17 protein-coding genes and 1 tRNA gene are annotated in these 16,346 nt (G+C 69.4%); 5 read left to right on the forward strand and 13 right to left on the reverse strand.

What is annotated here, in order from left to right; translation table 11 throughout:
* Positions 1–12: 12 nt before the first annotated feature.
* The 9 genes from MW290_RS06105 to MW290_RS06145 all read right to left on the reverse strand — a co-directional run bounded on the left by MW290_RS06105 (position 13) and on the right by MW290_RS06145 (position 9,746).
* Positions 13–813 carry an enoyl-CoA hydratase/isomerase family protein gene (locus MW290_RS06105; RefSeq protein WP_250196370.1) on the reverse strand — a complete coding sequence of 267 codons (801 nt, stop codon included), beginning with the start codon at positions 811–813 and terminating at the stop codon, positions 13–15.
* A complete protein-coding gene (locus MW290_RS06110; protein ID WP_259373466.1) occupies positions 810–1,580 on the reverse strand; it encodes a response regulator in 771 nt (256 codons plus the stop codon). Before MW290_RS06110 ends, MW290_RS06105 begins: the two co-directional genes overlap by 4 nt.
* A 2-nt stretch (positions 1,581–1,582) precedes the next feature.
* On the reverse strand, positions 1,583–3,064 hold the full coding sequence (locus MW290_RS06115) for a PAS domain-containing sensor histidine kinase (RefSeq protein ID WP_250196371.1): 1,482 nt from the start codon (positions 3,062–3,064) through the stop codon (positions 1,583–1,585).
* A 110-nt stretch (positions 3,065–3,174) separates the two neighbouring features.
* Complete coding sequence (locus tag MW290_RS06120; RefSeq protein ID WP_250196372.1) at positions 3,175–4,131, reverse strand: CvpA family protein; 957 nt, start codon at positions 4,129–4,131, stop codon at positions 3,175–3,177.
* A gap of 56 nt (positions 4,132–4,187) precedes the next feature.
* Positions 4,188–6,617 (reverse strand): putative bifunctional diguanylate cyclase/phosphodiesterase, encoded by a 2,430-nt coding sequence (locus MW290_RS06125; protein ID WP_250196373.1) that lies wholly within the window; start codon positions 6,615–6,617, stop codon positions 4,188–4,190.
* Between the two features lie 146 nt (positions 6,618–6,763).
* Positions 6,764–6,854 (reverse strand) — tRNA-Ser (locus MW290_RS06130).
* A gap of 60 nt (positions 6,855–6,914) precedes the next feature.
* Positions 6,915–8,210, reverse strand: coding sequence for a serine--tRNA ligase (serS, locus tag MW290_RS06135; RefSeq protein ID WP_250196374.1), 1,296 nt, complete (start codon positions 8,208–8,210; stop codon positions 6,915–6,917).
* A gap of 112 nt (positions 8,211–8,322) precedes the next feature.
* Positions 8,323–9,303 (reverse strand): 4-hydroxy-3-methylbut-2-enyl diphosphate reductase, encoded by a 981-nt coding sequence (ispH, locus tag MW290_RS06140; protein WP_250196375.1) that lies wholly within the window; start codon positions 9,301–9,303, stop codon positions 8,323–8,325.
* On the reverse strand, positions 9,303–9,746 hold the full coding sequence (locus MW290_RS06145; protein WP_250196376.1) for an FKBP-type peptidyl-prolyl cis-trans isomerase: 444 nt from the start codon (positions 9,744–9,746) through the stop codon (positions 9,303–9,305). Before MW290_RS06145 ends, ispH begins: the two co-directional genes overlap by 1 nt.
* 56 nt (positions 9,747–9,802) lie before the next feature.
* On the opposite strand from MW290_RS06145, the gene radC reads away from it, so the two are divergent.
* Positions 9,803–10,480 (forward strand): RadC family protein, encoded by a 678-nt coding sequence (gene radC / locus MW290_RS06150; RefSeq protein WP_250196377.1) that lies wholly within the window; start codon positions 9,803–9,805, stop codon positions 10,478–10,480.
* The gene (locus tag MW290_RS06155) at positions 10,477–11,106 is read left to right on the forward strand and encodes a Smr/MutS family protein (protein ID WP_250196378.1); all 630 of its coding nucleotides are present in this window, start codon (positions 10,477–10,479) and stop codon (positions 11,104–11,106) included. Before radC ends, MW290_RS06155 begins: the two co-directional genes overlap by 4 nt.
* Here MW290_RS06155 and MW290_RS06160 read toward each other — a convergent pair whose 3' ends face one another.
* Genes MW290_RS06160 through MW290_RS06170 form a run of 3 tightly spaced genes read right to left on the reverse strand, consistent with a single transcriptional unit; the run spans position 11,107 to position 13,044 of the window.
* Positions 11,107–11,508 carry a group II truncated hemoglobin gene (locus MW290_RS06160; protein WP_250196379.1) on the reverse strand — a complete coding sequence of 134 codons (402 nt, stop codon included), beginning with the start codon at positions 11,506–11,508 and terminating at the stop codon, positions 11,107–11,109. It abuts the gene before it with no gap.
* Positions 11,508–12,281, reverse strand: coding sequence for a MinD/ParA family protein (locus MW290_RS06165; RefSeq protein WP_250196380.1), 774 nt, complete (start codon positions 12,279–12,281; stop codon positions 11,508–11,510). The genes MW290_RS06160 and MW290_RS06165 overlap by 1 nt, the downstream gene beginning before the upstream one ends.
* Positions 12,282–12,288: 7 nt before the next feature.
* Entirely contained in the window at positions 12,289–13,044 is a 756-nt protein-coding gene (locus MW290_RS06170; protein ID WP_250196381.1) for a GGDEF domain-containing protein, read from the reverse strand.
* Between the two features lie 157 nt (positions 13,045–13,201).
* On the opposite strand from MW290_RS06170, the gene MW290_RS06175 reads away from it, so the two are divergent.
* The 3 genes from MW290_RS06175 to MW290_RS06185 are packed head-to-tail and all read left to right on the forward strand — an operon-like array spanning position 13,202 to position 15,974.
* Positions 13,202–14,071, forward strand: a complete 870-nt coding sequence (locus tag MW290_RS06175) for a CheR family methyltransferase (protein WP_250196382.1) — start codon at positions 13,202–13,204, stop codon at positions 14,069–14,071.
* 31 nt (positions 14,072–14,102) lie between these two features.
* The gene (gene cheD / locus MW290_RS06180) at positions 14,103–14,822 is read left to right on the forward strand and encodes a chemoreceptor glutamine deamidase CheD (protein ID WP_250196383.1); all 720 of its coding nucleotides are present in this window, start codon (positions 14,103–14,105) and stop codon (positions 14,820–14,822) included.
* Between the two features lie 36 nt (positions 14,823–14,858).
* Positions 14,859–15,974: a protein-glutamate methylesterase/protein-glutamine glutaminase gene (locus MW290_RS06185; protein WP_250196384.1), complete on the forward strand. Its 1,116-nt coding sequence runs from the start codon at positions 14,859–14,861 to the stop codon at positions 15,972–15,974.
* Here MW290_RS06185 and MW290_RS06190 read toward each other — a convergent pair whose 3' ends face one another.
* Positions 15,975–16,292, reverse strand: a complete 318-nt coding sequence (locus MW290_RS06190; protein WP_250196385.1) for a hypothetical protein — start codon at positions 16,290–16,292, stop codon at positions 15,975–15,977.
* Positions 16,293–16,346 lie beyond the last annotated feature (54 nt).

The raw sequence follows: 16,346 nt of genomic DNA on the forward strand, positions 1-16,346 counted from the left end.
GGCTGCGCGTCGTCAGCGTCCGCTGAAGCGCGGCGGTCGGCGGGCGGCCATCGCGGCGCGGCCCTCGGCGAAGTCGGCGCTGGCCATGCTCATGGCCTCGCGCTCGCGCAGCAGCACCTCGTCGAAGCTGCCGGCCGCGATCTCGTTGAGCGACTGCTTGGTGGCCTGGGCCGCCAACGGTGCCATGTGGGCCAGGTGGCGGGTGGTGTGCAGCACCGCCTCGTCGAACTGCGCCGCGGGCAGCACCTGCTCGAACAGCGCGGCCTGGGCCGCCAGGTCTTCCACCGCCAGCGCCCGGCCGGTGAGAAACGCGCGCTTGGCCAGGTTCAGCCCCAGCCGGTTGACGTAGCGCCGCAGGCCGGTGGGGTAGTAGTGCAGGCCCAGGCTGCAGGCGGGCATGCGCAGCTCGCTGCCGGCTAGTGCGATGCGCAGGTCGCAGGCCAGCACCAAGTCGGTGGCGCCGCCGTACACGCTGCCGTTGAGCGCGCACAGCGTCAGCGGGCGGGCACGCTCCAGCGCATCGGGCACCCGCTCGAACAGCTGCGGGCCATGGTCGCCACGGTCGAAGCCGCCCACGTGGTAGCCGGCGCTGAACACCGGCCGCGGCTGGCCGCCGGTATCGGCCCGCAGCACCAGCACCCGCACCGCCGGCTCGGCATTCACCTGCGCGATGCAGTCCAGCAGGTGGTGCAGGTCGTCGTCGGTCAGGCTGTTGCGCCGGGCCGGGCGGCGCAGCGTCAGCGTGGCGATGGTGCTGCCCGCGTCGATCTGCAGCAGCGGCGGGCCTTCTTCCAGCTCGGGGGTGTCGGTCATGGGTCGATTCTGTCGCCGGCCGCCGCCAGGCAGGCGCGCACCTCGGCCACCAGGTCTTCCGGCGAGATGGGCCGCATCAGGTAGCGCGCGGCACCCAGGGCCAGTGCCCGCTGCTGCATCTCCACGTCGTGGTGGGTGGAGGTGATGAAGATAAAGGGCACGTCACGCAGCCCGGGCAGCTGCTTGACCTGGGCCATCAGCTCGAAGCCGTCGCCGTCGGCCATGCCCACGTCGGACAGGATCAGGTCGGGCCGGTTGATGCGCGCCATGGCCAGGGCTTCGTCGGCCCGGCTGGCGGTGAGCACCCGGAAGCCCAGCGGCATCAGGCAGCTGCGCTTGAGCAGCAGATTGGTGGGCACGTCGTCCACCACCAGCAGCAGCGGCTGCGCGGCCTGCGGCGCCGGCGGACGCAGAAAGCCGTCGATCCATGCATTGAAGCTGCGCGGGTCGATGGGCTTGCTGGCATAACCGTCGAAGCCCAGCGCCATCAGCCGCTCGCGGTCGCCACGCATCGCGCTGGCCGTCACCGCCAGCAACGGGATGTGGGCGGTGCGCACATCGGCCCGCAGCTCACGGGCCACGTCGATGCCGCTCATGCCCGGCAGCTCGATGTCCAGCAGCACCAGGTCGGGCAGCCGCTCACGCGCGGTGGCCAGGCCCTGCTCGCCATCGCTGGCGGTGAGCACGGCATGGCCGAAGGCCTTGAGCAGGTAGCTCATCAAGGCCAGGTTGACGGCGTGGTCCTCGATGACCAGCACGGTGGCCATGGTCAGCTGCCTTCCATCAGCAGCGAGAAGCAGCTGCCCTCGCCGGGTTCACTCTTGACGCGGATGCGCCCGCCCATCAGCGTGGCCAGCGTGGCGCACACGTGCAGGCCCATGCCGGTGCCGTCGGGCCGCCGTCGCGGGTCGCCCACCTGGGTGAAGGCCGAGAACAGCCGCGCCTGGTCTTCGGCCGAGATGCCGATGCCGTCGTCGCATACCTCCACCCACCACTGGCCGTCGGCATGGCCCACGCCCAGGCGCACGCTGCCACGGTCGGTGAACTTGATGGCGTTGTTGGCGAAGTTGATAACGATCTGCCGCAGCGCGCGCCGATCGGCCTGGCGCAGCACCGGCTCGGCCGGCTGCTGCAGCGTCAGGCCCAGCTGCTTGGCGCGGGCCAGCGGCGCCAGCTGCGCCTGCACCTCGGCCACCAGGGCACCCACGTCCACCAGTTCGGGCGACAGGCGGTACATGCCGGCCTGGATCTTGGCCAGGTCCAGCAGGTCATTGATCAGCAGCAGCAGGTGCTCGGCACTGCTCTTGACGATGCCCAGCTGGTTCTCCTGCTCGGCATTGATCTCGCCCGGCAGGCGCATCAGCAAGATGCCGGTGAAGCCCAGGATGGCATTGAGCGGCGTGCGCAGCTCATGGCTCATGGTGGCCAGGAAGCGGTCCTTGGCCTGGTTGGCCACGCGCAGCTCCGCGTTCATCTTCTGCAGTGCGGTCTCGGCCTGCTTGCGGTCGGTGATGTCGCGGATGGCGCTCATCACCAGATCGCCGTCCTCGCTGTCCAGCGGGCTCAGGCTAATCTCTACCGGAAACTCCTGGCCGTCGCGCCGCAGGCCGTACAGCTCCAGCCCGGCGCCCATGCTGCGCACCTGCGGCGCGCGATGAAAGCGCATGCGGTGGCCGAAGTGGGCGCTGCGGTAGCGGGCGGGCAGCAGCATCTCCATCGAGGCGCCCACCATCTCGTGGCGGCCCCAGCCGAAGATGCGTTCGGCCTGGCCGTTGGCCAGCACGATGCGCCCACCCTGGTTGACGATGATGATGGCGTCCGGCACCGATTCCAGCAGGTCGCGGTAGCGCTGCTCCACCTGCATCGCGTCGCGCGCCACCTTGAAGGCGGTCACGTCGCGGCAGCTCATCACCAGGCCGCTCAACTGATCGCCGTTGCGCACCGCGCGCAGGTTCAGGTCCACGTACAGCAGCCGGCCGTCGCGGTGGCAGCGCAGGGCCGCGCGCAGCAGCACGTCGCCTTCGGTGGCGGTGCGGCGGGCGGCCAGTTCTTCGTCGATGCGGTCGGCCGGCACGATCAGGTCGAGCAGGGGCCGGCCGCGGGCTTCGTCTGCTGCGTAGCCGAAGGTGACCTCGGCCATGCGGTTCCACAGCAGCACGTCGCCCGAGGGCGACAAGACGATCAAAGCGTCGGGCGCTTCGTCCAGCCACAGCCGCTCGAAACTTTGGCCGGCGGGCAGATGACGCTGCATGAAACCTCCTGGGCAGCGCGGGGGGAAGCGTTGTCGCGTTAGCCTACCAGCCCCAGGCCTGCCGCCGGAAGCCCGGTTTGCACCGGTGACGCAATGCGCCGCGCTGGGCCTCAATTGCGGAAGTTCTGCGTCACCATCAGGCCATAGCGGCCACCGTCCAGGATGCCGATGCCCACGCGGCCGAAGGCCGGCCGCAGGATGTTGGCGCGGTGGCCGGGCGACTCCATCAGACCGCGGTGGGCCATGCTCAGGCTGCGGGCCAGCGCCAGGTTCTCACCGGCAGCCAGGTAGCGCAGCCGGCCGGCCCGCATGCGGTCGAACGGATCCAGCCCGTCGGGCGTGACGTGCGAGAAATAGCTGCGCGCGAACATGTCGCGCGAATGGGCGCGGGCCACCTCGACCGCGGCCTCGTCGGCCACCAGCGGCTTCAGTCCCTCGCGGCGTCTTTCCTCGTTCAGCAGCAGCAGCATCTGCGCTTCCAGATCGGGGCGCGGCCGCGCGTTGGCAACGGCAAAAGGCAGCTTCACCGTCTCGCGCGAGCCGGGCCGCACGGTGATCTTGTGCAGCGTCTGCTGCACGGCCGGATCAAAGATCGGGCCCAGCTTGGCTTCCACCCATTCGGCCGGCGCCGCCAGCCGGTCGGCCAGGCGGCTGTCGCGCATCGCGCTGCTCAACCGGTCGGAGAACGGCATCACCAGCAGCAGCATCGCCACGATGGTGGCATTGATCAGGCCATTGACCGCGCCCGGCAGCACCCCCAGCGCGCGGTTGACGCCATGCCCATGTGCCCGTTCGGGCAGCTGCCGCAGCCCGGCCCGCGCCACCGCCCCGAGCAGGATGCGGCCCAGCACGTACACGCCCAGGAAGCTGATCGGCGCCCCCCAGACGCCGAAGCCAGGCTGCCACTGCAGCAGCCTGTCGGCCACCAACGGGTAGGCCGCGAACGCCAGCAGCACCGCCGCCACCAGACACACCAGCTCGACCGTCGCCAGCAGGAAGCCGCGCTGCCAGCCTGCGAACAGGCTGAACAGCATCACGATCACCAACAAACCATCCACCAAACTCATGCGGCAACAAGCGGCAACTGCAATACCCGCGTTTCCGCGTCCAAGCGTCGGAAACCCTAATCCGACGGCGCGGCGGGTGCCGGCGCCGCGGCACGCTGCCGCAGCCATGGCACCAGCGCCGCCTCCGGCATCGGGCGCGCACCATACCAGCCTTGCGCCACGTCGCAGCGCAGCTGGCGCAGCAGGGCCCACTCCTCGGCGGTCTCGGCCCCTTCGGCCACCGTGCACAGGCCCAGGTTGCGGCCCAGGTCGATGGCCGCCTTCAACAGCGTGAGCATGGTGCCGGAGTTGGCCGCACCACGGACGAAGCTGCGGTCGATCTTCAGCTCGGTCACCGGCAACATGTGCAGGTAAGCCAGCGAAGACTGACCGGTACCGAAGTCGTCGATGGACCACTCGAAACCCAGCGCCCGCACCTCGCGCATGCGCCCGATCACGGTGGCCGGGTCTTTCATCACCGCGCCTTCGGTCAGCTCCAGCCAGATGTCTTCGGCGCGGGCGCCGGTCTGCGACAGCAGCGTGCGGAGCAAGTCGCAGAAGCCGCCCAGCCCGACGTCGTGCACCGACACGTTGACCGCGATGCGGCCGCACAGCCCCTGCGCACGCAGCTCGCGCGACAGCCGCATCGCACGCTGCAGCACCCACTCGGTGATGCCCTTGATGCAGCCGGTCTGCTCGGCAAAGGGAATGAAGTCGGCGGGCGGGACCATGCCGCGCGTCGGGTGCTCCCACCGCACCAGGCATTCGAAGCTGGTGACCGCGTCGTCCGCCAGCCGGAACTTGGGTTGCAGCATCAGCACGAATTCATCGCGCTGCGCCGCCCGCCGCAGCTCGGAGATCAGCGACAGCTGCCGCGGGTCGGCCTGCACCAGGTGCCGGCCATACACGGTCCAGCCGGCATCGCTGCGGCGGTCTTCATGCAACGCGATCTCGGCCTGGCTCATCAGCCGGTGCATGGAGTTGGCCTCGGCCGTGGCATGGGCCACGCCCCAGGCGGCGCTGATGTCCACCGACTGCCCGGCCACCTCCAGCGGCGCGGCAAACAGGTCGGCCGCCGCCCCCTGCAGCAGTTGCGCATCACCCCGGCCGCGTCCGACGACCAGGGCAAACTGGTCGGCATAGATGCGACCGGCCAGCGCATGGTCGCAGCGCAGGCACGCCTGCCGCAGGCGATCGGCCACGGCCTGCAGCACCGCATCACCCACGTCGCGTCCCAGGGCTTCATTGATGGCCTTGAAACGCCGCACATTGAGCATGGCGACCGTGGGCGCCAGGCCGCGGCCGAGCCAGATGTCGCCGACGGCGACCAGCCGCTCACGGTTGCCCAGGCCGGTGAGCAGGTCGCGCTGCGCGGCCTCCACCGCGCGCTCGCTGGCGTCCAGCTGGTACTGGGCCGCCACCTGGCGCACCGCCGCCATGTCGCGGCTGCGGTCCAGCTCGCGCTGCCGGCACTGCGTGAGCAGCCGATACGCCTGCTCGTGCTGGCCTTGTTCGGCCGCCAGCTCGGCGGCCATCCACCACAGGCGCGAAGGCAGCGATCGATCGCCGGCGGCGATCACCTGCAGCAGCGCCTGGGCTTCAGCGCCACGGCCACCCCGGTTCAGCGACCGGTGGTGCAGGGCCTGCGCCATCGCCAGCGTGCAGCGGACATCGGCACCCCGGGCCTCTTCGGGCACGCCGGCCAGCAGGTCCAGGTAGGCCTGGGTCTGCGCCACATGCCCCAGCCGGGCATGGACCTCGGCACCCAGCGCGCGGAAGTGCGTGAGGGTGGCGCCGTCCACCTCGCCAGGCTGATCGGGGAACGACCATACCTCCAGCAGCGGCAAGGCCCTGTCCAGCTCACCCGCGGACACATAAAGCTCTGCCAGCACGGCGACGGCGCCGAAGCGCACCCACCCGCCCAGGTCGTTGGCGGCCAGCACACGTTCCAGGCAGGCCCGCGCCTGCAGCTCGTCCCCGGCCAGGTAATGCGCAATGCCGACGTTGGCCACCGCTGCCAGGTGCATGCCGCTGTGGTCGATCTGCTGCACCAGCCGCAGCATGCGGCAGGCCTGCTGCATGTAGCTCACCAGCTGGCCCATGCACTGGTACAGGTACAGCGATGGACCGAGGGCCAAGTGCTGTTCGAGCGGATCTTCGATGCGATCGATGTCGACGCTCAGGCGCTCATAAGCCGCCAGGGCGGCTTCGACGTCACCGCCAAGTGCGGCCAGCCCGAGCGCACAGCTGCTGGCCACCAGACAGCCGGCACGGTCGCCCTGCACCATCAGCTGCTCGGCCAGCGTTTCGTACAAGCCGGCGTGGCTGCGTGACTGCGGCCCCAGCCGCGCCAGCATGAGCTGCATGCGCAGCTTCAGTCGTTCATCGTCTCCGGCCTGCGACAGGTACTGCCGTGCCAGCTCGGCCGCTGCGGCCAGCGAGTCGTACCGCGCAAGCCACACCCGGCGCACCGCCTGGGTATGCAGGCCCGGACTGACTGACTGCAAAGACTGAACCACCGTGCGCCTTGACAAATGGGCATCGGCCGATTCTAGGGGCGCGTTACGCCAGCTTTCCGCATCGCGGGGCCGCGGTGCAGCGCAGCGGCAGGCAAGAAAAAACCCCAAGCGCGGCAAGCACTTGGGGTTGATCTTGGCGGAGAAGGAGGGATTCGAACCCTCGATACGGTGAAACCGTATACCGGATTTCGAGTCCGGCGCATTCGACCACTCTGCCACCTCTCCGGGGTATCTTGTGTGTGGTCTCGCTATGGTGAGCGAAGCCACGCAGTATAGCCTAGCTCTTCAAGGGCGCAACACCGCTGTGCCGTTCATGTAGGGGCGCAACACTTCGGGCACCTCCACCGAGCCATCGGCCTGCTGGTAGTTCTCGAGCACGGCCACCAGCGCACGGCCCACGGCCAGGCCCGAGCCGTTGAGCGTGTGCACCAGCTCGGGCTTGCCCTGGGCATTGCGGAAGCGGGCCTGCATGCGGCGGGCCTGGAAGGCTTCGCAGTTCGAGCACGAGCTGATCTCGCGGTAGGTGCCCTGGGCCGGCACCCACACTTCCAGGTCGTAGGTCTTGGCGGCGCTGAAGCCCATGTCGCCGGTGCACAGCGACAGCACGCGGTACGGCAGGCCCAGCTTCTGCAGCACGGCCTCGGCATGGGTCACCATCTGCTCCAGTGCGGCGTAGCTCTGCTCGGGGGTGGTGATCTGCACCATCTCCACCTTGTCGAACTGGTGCTGGCGGATCATGCCGCGGGTGTCGCGGCCGGCGCTGCCGGCTTCGCTGCGGAAGCAGGGGCTGTGGGCCGTCAGCTTGATGGGCAGCTGCGCCGCGTCCAGGATCTGGCCGCGCACGGTGTTGGTCAGCGAGATTTCCGAGGTGCTGATCAGGTACTGCTCGGCCTGCTCCTCGTCACCGCCACGCAGCACCCAGAACATGTCTTCCTTGAACTTGGGCAGCTGGCCGGTGCCTTCCAGGATCTCGCGGTTGACGATGTAGGGCGTGTAGCACTCGGTGTAGCCATGCTCGCCGGTCTGCAGGTCCAACATGAACTGCGCCAGCGCACGGTGCAGCCGGGCCATCGGCCCGCGCAGGAAGCTGAAACGCGAGCCCGACAGGCTGCTGCCGGTCTCGAAGTCCAGGCCCAGCGGCGCGCCCAGGTCCACATGGTCCTTCACCGCGAAATCGAATTCGCGCGGCGTGCCCCAGCGGCGCACTTCCACGTTGCCGGTTTCGTCGGCGCCCACCGGCACGCTCTCGTGCGGCAGGTTGGGCACGCCCATCAGCAGCGCCTGCAACTCGGTCTGGATCACTTCCAGCCGGTCGGCCGAGGCCTTCAGCTCGTCGGCGATGGCGGCCACCTCGGCCATCAGCGGCGCGGTGTCTTCGCCGCGGCCCTTGGCCTGGCCGATCTGCTTGCTGAAGCTGTTGCGCTTGGCCTGCAGCTCTTCGGTGCGGGTCTGCAGGCGCTTGCGCTCGCCTTCCAGCGACGAGAAGCGTTCCACGTCGAGGAAGGGCTGCGGGTTCTTGCGGGCTTCGAGCCGCGCGGTCACGGCGTCGAGGTCGCGGCGGAGCTGGGTGATGTCGAGCATGGCAAATCCTTGGACTGAACGGTTCAGGGGCCGCGACGGGCGGCCCCGGCCGCAGCGTCGGTGCTGCGGCGGCAGGCAGTACGTCGGGCCGCGGCGCGGCGGCCCGCGGCGCTCAAGATCGGGAGGCGGCCACCTCGGCCATCGACTTGTCGCCCAGGCCCATGGGCAGCGGGAAGCGGATGGTTTCCTGCACGCCGTCCATCTTGCGCACCGAAACCGCGCCCATCTCGCGCAGGCGGGCGATGACCTGCTGCACCAGGATGTCGGGCGCGGAGGCGCCGGCGGTCAGGCCTACGCGTGAGCGGCCTTCGAACCACTCGGGCTGCAGGTCGCTGGCGGCATCGACCATGTGCGCCGGGGTGCCCAGGCGCTCGGCCAGCTCGCGCAGGCGGTTGCTGTTGCTGCTGGTGGGGCTGCCCACCACGATGACCACGTCCACCTGCGGCGCCAGCACCTTGACGGCGTCCTGGCGGTTCTGGGTGGCGTAGCAGATGTCCTGCTGCTTGGGCTCGCGCACCAGCGGAAAACGGCGCTTGACGGCGGCCAGGATCTCGGCCGCGTCGTCCACGCTCAGCGTGGTCTGCGTCACCACGGCCAGCTTGTCGGGGCGGGTGACGGGCGCGCGGTCCACGTCCTCCACGTCCTCCACCAGGAAGATGCCTTCGCTGAGCTGGCCCATCGTGCCTTCCACCTCGGGGTGCCCCTTGTGGCCGATCATGATGAACTCGTAGCCTTCCTTGTGCAGCTTGGCCACTTCCACGTGCACCTTGGTCACCAGCGGGCAGGTGGCGTCGAAGATGCTGAAGCCGCGCTCCTGCGCCTCCTGGCGCACCGCCTGCGACACGCCGTGGGCGCTGAACACCAGCGTGGCGCCGGGCGGCACCTCGGCCAGGTCTTCGATGAAGATCGCGCCTTTGGCCTTGAGGTCGTTGACCACGTAAGTGTTGTGCACGATCTCGTGGCGCACGTAGATGGGCGCGCCGAACTTGACCAGCGCGCGCTCGACGATCTCAATCGCGCGGTCGACGCCGGCGCAAAAGCCGCGCGGCTCGGCCAGCAGCACGTCGTGGCTCTGGGGGTCTTGCACGGCCATCACAGCACTCCGATCACCGACACCTCGAAGGTGACGGGCAGCCCGGCCAGCGGGTGGTTGAAGTCGAACAGCAGCCAGTCCTCGCCCTCTTCGCGGATGACGCCGGCATAGGCGCCCTGGCCGTCGGGCGTGGGGAACTGCACCACGTCGCCGCGGCGGTACACCGCGTCGGGGTCGCCCAGCTCGCGCAGCAGCGAGCGCTTGACCCGCTGCAGCATGTCGGGGTTGCGCTCGCCGAAGGCTTCGCCCGCGGCCAGCTCGAAGGTGGCGCGGGTGCCCTCTTCCAGGCCGATCAGGCGCGCTTCCATGGCGGGGGACAGCTCGCCGGTACCCAGCGACAGCGTGGCGGGCTTGTCGTTGAAGGTGTTGACGATGTCGGCGCCGTCAGGGCCGGCGAGGCGGTAATGCAAGGTCAGGAACGACCCTTCTGCGATGGCGGTCACGGCGGCTCACGGGCGATAGACTGGACCGCGATTTTACGGGCCGCGCCCTCTTGCCCATGCCACTCCAGGACTTGCCCGCCGAACTGCGCCCGCGCGAGAAGCTGCTGGCCAGGGGCCCGGCCGCGCTGGCAGACGCCGAACTGCTGGCCCTGCTGCTGCGCACCGGCACCGCCGGCCAGGGCGTGCTGGAGATGGCGCAGGCCTTGCTGGCCCGCTTCGGCGGGCTGGCCGGACTGCTGCAGGCCAGCCTGGCCGACCTCAAGGCGGTCAAGGGGTTGGGCGGCAGCGCCAAGCGGGCGGAACTGGCGGCGGTGCTGGAGATCGCACGGCGCTCGATGGCGCAGCAGCTGGCCGAACGCCCGCTGTTCGACTCGCCCGCCGCGGTGAAGGACTACGTCAGGCTGCAGCTGGGCAGCCTGGCGCATGAAGTGTTTGCAGTGATGTTCCTCGACGTGCGCCACCACCTGCTCTGCATGGAAGAGATGTTCCGCGGCACGCTGTCGCAGGCCACCGTGTACCCGCGCGAAGTGGTCAAGCGCGCGCTGGCGCTCAATGCCGCGGCGGTGGTGCTGGTGCACAACCACCCTTCGGGCCATGCCGATCCTTCGCGCGCCGACGAGGTGCTGACGCAGCACCTGGCCAGCGCGCTGAAGCTGGTAGACGTGCGGGTGCTGGACCACCTGGTGGTGGGCCAGGGCCAGGTGGTGTCTTTCGCCGAGCGGGGGCTGTTGTGAAGCTCACCGACCTCAAGGCCCTGGGCCCGCTGAAGGCCGCGTTGCAGCAGGCCGAGCGCGAAGCCGCCGAACGGCGGGCCGAAGAGGCGCGGCTGGCGCGCGAGCGCAACCTGTTCCAGCGCAGCCTGGTGGGCGTGACGCCGCTGCGCGAGAGCGGCCGCATCAGCCTGGTGCCGCCGCGGCCGCTGCCGCACCCGCGCCAGCGCGAGATGGACGAAGCCGCTGCGCTGCGCGAGGCGCTATCGGACGAATTTGACGTCGAATCGCTGCTGGAGACCGACGAAGGCCTCAGTTACCGGCGGCACCACGTGGGCGCCGACGTGCCGCGCCGCTTGCGGCGGGGCCAGTGGGCGATCCAGGCGCAAGTCGACCTGCACGGCCTGCGGCGCGACGAGGCGCGTGAGCAGCTGGGCGAATTCCTGCACCAGGCCCAGGCCGCCGGCCTGCGCTGCGTGCGGGTGGTGCACGGCAAAGGCCTGGGCAGCCCCGGCCGCACGCCGGTGCTCAAGGGCAAGGTGCGCGGCTGGCTGGTGCAGAACCAGCTGGTGCAGGCTTTCGTGTCCGCTCGCGCCAGCGAGGGCGGGCATGGCGCGCTGGTGGTGCTGCTGGCGCCGAAGCTGGTTTAGTCAGCCTCCTTTGTTGCGCATCCAGTCGGCTGTTCCGGCCAGCGCTTTGCCCAATCGCTCGGCCATGCCGGGCTCGATGTCCAGCTCCACCATCGCCTGCCGCATGCAGGCCATCCACTGGTCGCGCTCGCTGATGCCGATGGCAAACGGCAGGTGGCGGGCGCGCAGCATCGGGTGGCCGAAGCGCTCGACGAAGTGGTTGGGCCCGCCCAGCCAGCCGCACAAGAACCAGAACAGCTTGTCGCGCGAGCCTTCGGTGGTGGTGGGGTGCAGCGCCCGCAGCCCGGCGTAGGCCGGCTCCAGGTCCATCAGGTCGTAGAAGCGGTCGACCAGGGCGCGCACGCCGGGCTCGCCGCCCAGCAGCGTGAATGCGGTGGGGGCGTCGGGTTCTTCGATGTCCATCAGCCCATTTTCGCCGCCAGCGCGACGACGGCCTGGGCGGCGGCCGAGCCCGGGTAGGCTTCCATCAGCAGCTCGCGGCGCAGCACCGCGTCGCGCACGCTGCCGTCGCTGGGCAGCTCGCCGACGAATTCCAGCTGCAGCGGGCTGTCCAGCCCCGGGTTCACATAGCGGTCGACCACGGCCTGCAGCTGCTTGCAGATGCCGCGGCCTTCACCCGGCCGGCCGGCCTGGTTGCACACCATGCGGATGTGACGGCGGCCCTGCGTGGTGGCCAGCACCTTGATGGTGGCGTAGGCGTCGGTGAGCGAAGTGGGTTCGGGCGTAGCCACCACCAGCACCTCGTCGGCCAGCGACACGGTGTACAGCACCACGTCGGAGATGCCGGCGCCGGTGTCCAGCAGCACACGGTCGTACATCGGCTTGACGGTCTCGACCACCTCGATGAGCTTGTCGCGCACCTCGGGCGTCAGCCGCGAGTACTCGACCATGCCCGAGCCGGCCAGCAGCACCGAGAAGCCGCCCGGCGCCGGCAGCGTGGCCTCGGCCAGCGTGTGCTGGCCGGTGAACACGTGGTGCAGCGTGATCTTGGGCACCAGGTTGAGCACCACGTCGAGGTTGGCCAGGCCCAGGTCGGCGTCTAGCACGAGCACCTTTTCCCCGCGCTGCGCGAAGGCCGCGGCGAGGTTGGCCGAAACGAAGGTCTTGCCGACGCCGCCTTTGCCGCTGGTGATGGCGGTGATGCGCGCCTGCTTGGCGATGGGAGTGCTGGTCATGCGCGCTTCACAGGTCCTGGAACTGGGAGCCGCTGAACAGCATCCCTTTTTCTTCAGCGCTGACCAGTGATACGGCCACCGGCTCCAGGCAGAAACGGTTGCGCCCTTCGGCCTTGGCCCGGTAGAGCTGCACGTCGGCGCGCTCCATCCACAGCAAGGCGGTGGAACGCACCCACTGCGGCGCGAACGCACCACCGATGCTGACGGTGACGGGCAGACGGTGCACCGTGCCGGCCTCGGCGCGGATGGCGACGGGGTCACGCTCGATGCGCCGGCGCACGCGCTCGGCCACGGTGGGGCCGAAGGCGGGCGGGCAGTTGGGCAGGATGATGGCGAACTCCTCGCCGCCCACCCGGGCGACGGTGTCCATTGGCCGCACGCATTCGCCCAGCACCCCCGCCACCCACTTGAGCACGAGGTCGCCGGCCGCATGGCCGAAGGTGTCGTTCACCTGCTTGAAATGGTCGATGTCCAGCACCAGCAGCAGCGCCGGCTCGCCGGAGCGGGCCACGCGGTCGACTTCGCGGCCCAGCGCCATCTCGAAGTGACGGCGGTTGGCCAGGCCGGTGAGGGCGTCGCGCACCGACAGGTCGCACAGCGCATCAATGATGGACTGCAGCCATTCGGGACTACCCGCTTCACCGGGCAGCTCTTCACGGCCGGCCTGCTTGAGCAGGGACAACGCGGCCTCGAGCTGCAGCCCGGCACTGAGCGGGGACGGCGGGCTCGGGGGCTGGCGCGGGGTCAAGGCGGTCACGGTCATCTTTGGATCGCAAGTCTAGTGCTCACTTTGCCGAAAACCTGCCGATAAGCATTGCAAACCCGTCCTTGTTTCGGCCGCCGGCGCGTCCTGGCCGAAACGAGACTGGCGCGCACCCTCCCTCACCGGATGTGCGCGCTTCCGTCGCGAGCACCACCGCATGAACACCGTTGCATCCCCTTCGCGTGCCACTGAAGCCTTTGCCACCGGCCGGGCGGACCAGGAGTTTCCGTTCGAGAAGGCCGACTTCGAGCGCGTGCGCACCCTGATCTACCAGCGCGCGGGCATCAGCCTGCACGAAGGCAAGCAGGCCATGGTGTACAGCCGGCTGTGCCGCCGGCTGCGTGAAACCGGCCACACCTCGTTCAGCAGCTACCTGCAGTGGCTGGAGCAGCACAGCGGCGGCAGCGGCGACGTGGAATGGCAGGAATTCATCAACTGCCTGACCACCAACCTCACCTCCTTCTTCCGCGAGGCGCACCACTTCGAGGCGCTGGCCACCGACCTGCGGGAGCGCGCGGGCCGGCCGCTGCGCATCTGGTGCAACGCCACCTCCACCGGCGAAGAGCCCTACACCATCGCGATGACGGTGGCCGAGACGCTGGGCAACGGTGCCAACGTCAAGATCACCGCCACCGACATCGACACCAAGGTGCTGGACACCGCCCGCCGCGGCGTCTACGACGCCAATGCGCGCGGCCTGTCGCCCGAGCGGCTCAAACGCCACTTCATGCGCGGCACCGGCCAGAACGCCGGCCTGATGCGGGTCAAGCCCGAGCTGGCGCGCATGATCGAGTTCAAGACTTTCAATCTGATGTCGATCACATGGCAGTTCGGCGAGCCCTTCGACCTCGTCTTCTGCCGCAACGTGATGATCTATTTCGACGCCCCCACCCAACGCCGTGTGCTGGAGCGCACCCATGCCGTGATGCGCCCGGGCAGCCTGCTGTACGTGGGGCATTCGGAAAACTTCTCCGAGTCGCGCGACCTGTTCCGGCTGCGCGGCAAGACCATCTACGAACGGCTGTGAAGGTTCGCACGACATGACCTTGAGTTCATCCATGGGGTCGCGCACACCGACCGGCTCGGCCGGCGCACGGCCCTTCACGGCCGGCGCACCCGGCATCACGCCCAACGCCGGGCTGGCACCGGGCGTCGGCACACCCGCCGGTGCGCAGCTGGCCAAGCTCAAGGCCCAGCCGCGCAAACCGGGCGAGGCCTCGTTCTTCTTCTACGAATCGCACTTCAAGAACGTGGCGGTGAAGGTGCTGCCCGGCGAGTACTTCGTGTATGACGAGGACATCCTCATCATGACCACGCTGGGCTCGTGCATTGCCGCCTGCCTGTGGGACCGCGAACGTCGCATCGGCGGCATGAACCACTTCATGCTGCCCGACAGCGGCGGGGCCAACGACAGCGGGCGCTACGGCTCGTTCGCGATGGAACTGCTGATCAACGAGATGATGAAGCGCGGCGCCAGCAAGGTGACGATGGAGGCCAAGGTCTTCGGCGGCGGCGCGGTGGTCAGCGGCATCAACAGCATCAACGTGGGCCAGCGCAACACCGAGTTCGTGCTGGATTACCTCAAGACCGAACGCATTCCGGTCGTCAGCAAGGATGTGCTGGACGTCTTTCCGCGCAAGGTGGTGCTGCTGCCGGCCAGCGGCAAGGCGATGGTCAAGCGCATGGCGCTGACCAACCCGGATGCGCTGATCGCCCAGGACCGCGCAGCCGCCCAGAAGCCCGTCACGAGCGGTGGAGGCTCGGTCGATCTGTTCTGACCGTCTCCGCACTCCAACAAGAAAGCAGTGGACCCTATGGCCAAGACACGAGTGGTGGTGGTGGACGATTCAGCGCTGGTGCGCAGTCTGCTCTCCGAGATCATCAATCGCCAGCCCGACATGCAGTGCGTGGGCGTGGCCGCCGACCCGTTCGTGGCGCGCGAGACCATCCGCAACCTGAATCCGGACGTGATCACGCTGGACGTGGAGATGCCGCGCATGGACGGCCTGGACTTCCTGTCCAAGCTGATGCGGCTGCGGCCGATGCCGGTGGTGATGGTGTCCACGCTGACCGAACGCGGTGCCGAAGTGACGCTGCGCGCGCTGGAACTGGGCGCGGTGGACTTCGTGGCCAAGCCCAAGATCGGCCTGGCCGACGGCATCAAGCACCTGGCCGAGGAAATCACCGACAAGATCCGCATGGCCTCGAAGGCCCGCATCCGCCGCAACCTGGTGCCGGCCACCGCCGCTGCCACGGCCGCCGCGGGCGGGCAGGCGGCCGCGGCCGCGCCCAAGGCGCCGGCACCCAACGTGTCGCCGCTCGGCCGGCTGAGCACCGAGAAGATCCTCTTCATCGGCGCCTCCACCGGCGGCACCGAAGCCACCAAGGACGTGCTGGTGAACCTGCCGCCCGACTTTCCGGCGGTGATGATCACGCAGCACATGCCCCCGGGCTTCACCACCAGTTATGCCAAGCGGCTGGACGGCCTGTCGCGCATCCGCGTCAAGGAAGCCACCGACGGCGAACGGGTGCTGCCCGGCCACGCCTACCTGGCGCCGGGCGGGCTGCACCTGTCGGTGGAACGCTCGGGCGCCAACTACATCGCCCGTGTGCGCGACGGCGAGCCGGTGAACCGCCACAAGCCCTCGGTGGAAGTGCTGTTCGATTCCGCCGCGCGGGTGGTGGGCGCCAATGCGATGGGCCTGATGCTCACCGGCATGGGCGGCGACGGCGCCAAGGCCATGAAGGCCATGCGCGACGCCGGTGCCTACAACGTGTGCCAGGACGAAGCCAGCTGCGTGGTGTTCGGCATGCCGCGCGAAGCCATCGCCCACGGCGCGGCGCACGAGGTGCTGCCGCTCAACCGCATCGCCAGCCACCTGGTGGAACGCCTGCGCAGCACGGCGGGCATGTCGACGAACCGGGTTTGATCAGAAGAAGTGGCGTTCGACGCCCGGCCGCACTGCGCCGCGGCTGATCACCCATAGCTGATCCTCGTCGCGCACCCGTTGGTGCGCCACCTGCGCCCGCAAGCCAGGCGGCAAGCCCATGTCGGCCAGCATGCGGTCGTCCATCAGTTCCACGCCCAGCGCCTGCGGCGCCAGGCGCGGTGCCGGACGCGCCTGCGCCAGCACCCAGCGTGCGGCCTGCCAGCCGGCCCGCAGCGCATGCCACCAGCGCCGCCATGGCGCCCGCCGCTCACGCAAGCCCATCGGCAATTGCAGTTCGAAGGTGGCGGGCGGGTTCATCGGCAACTCCTGTCGGCGACCCCAACGCCGCCTTGGTGGTTACGATAGCTGCCC

Source organism: Aquincola tertiaricarbonis (assembly GCF_023573145.1).
Taxonomy (GTDB): domain Bacteria; phylum Pseudomonadota; class Gammaproteobacteria; order Burkholderiales; family Burkholderiaceae_C; genus Aquincola; species Aquincola tertiaricarbonis_B.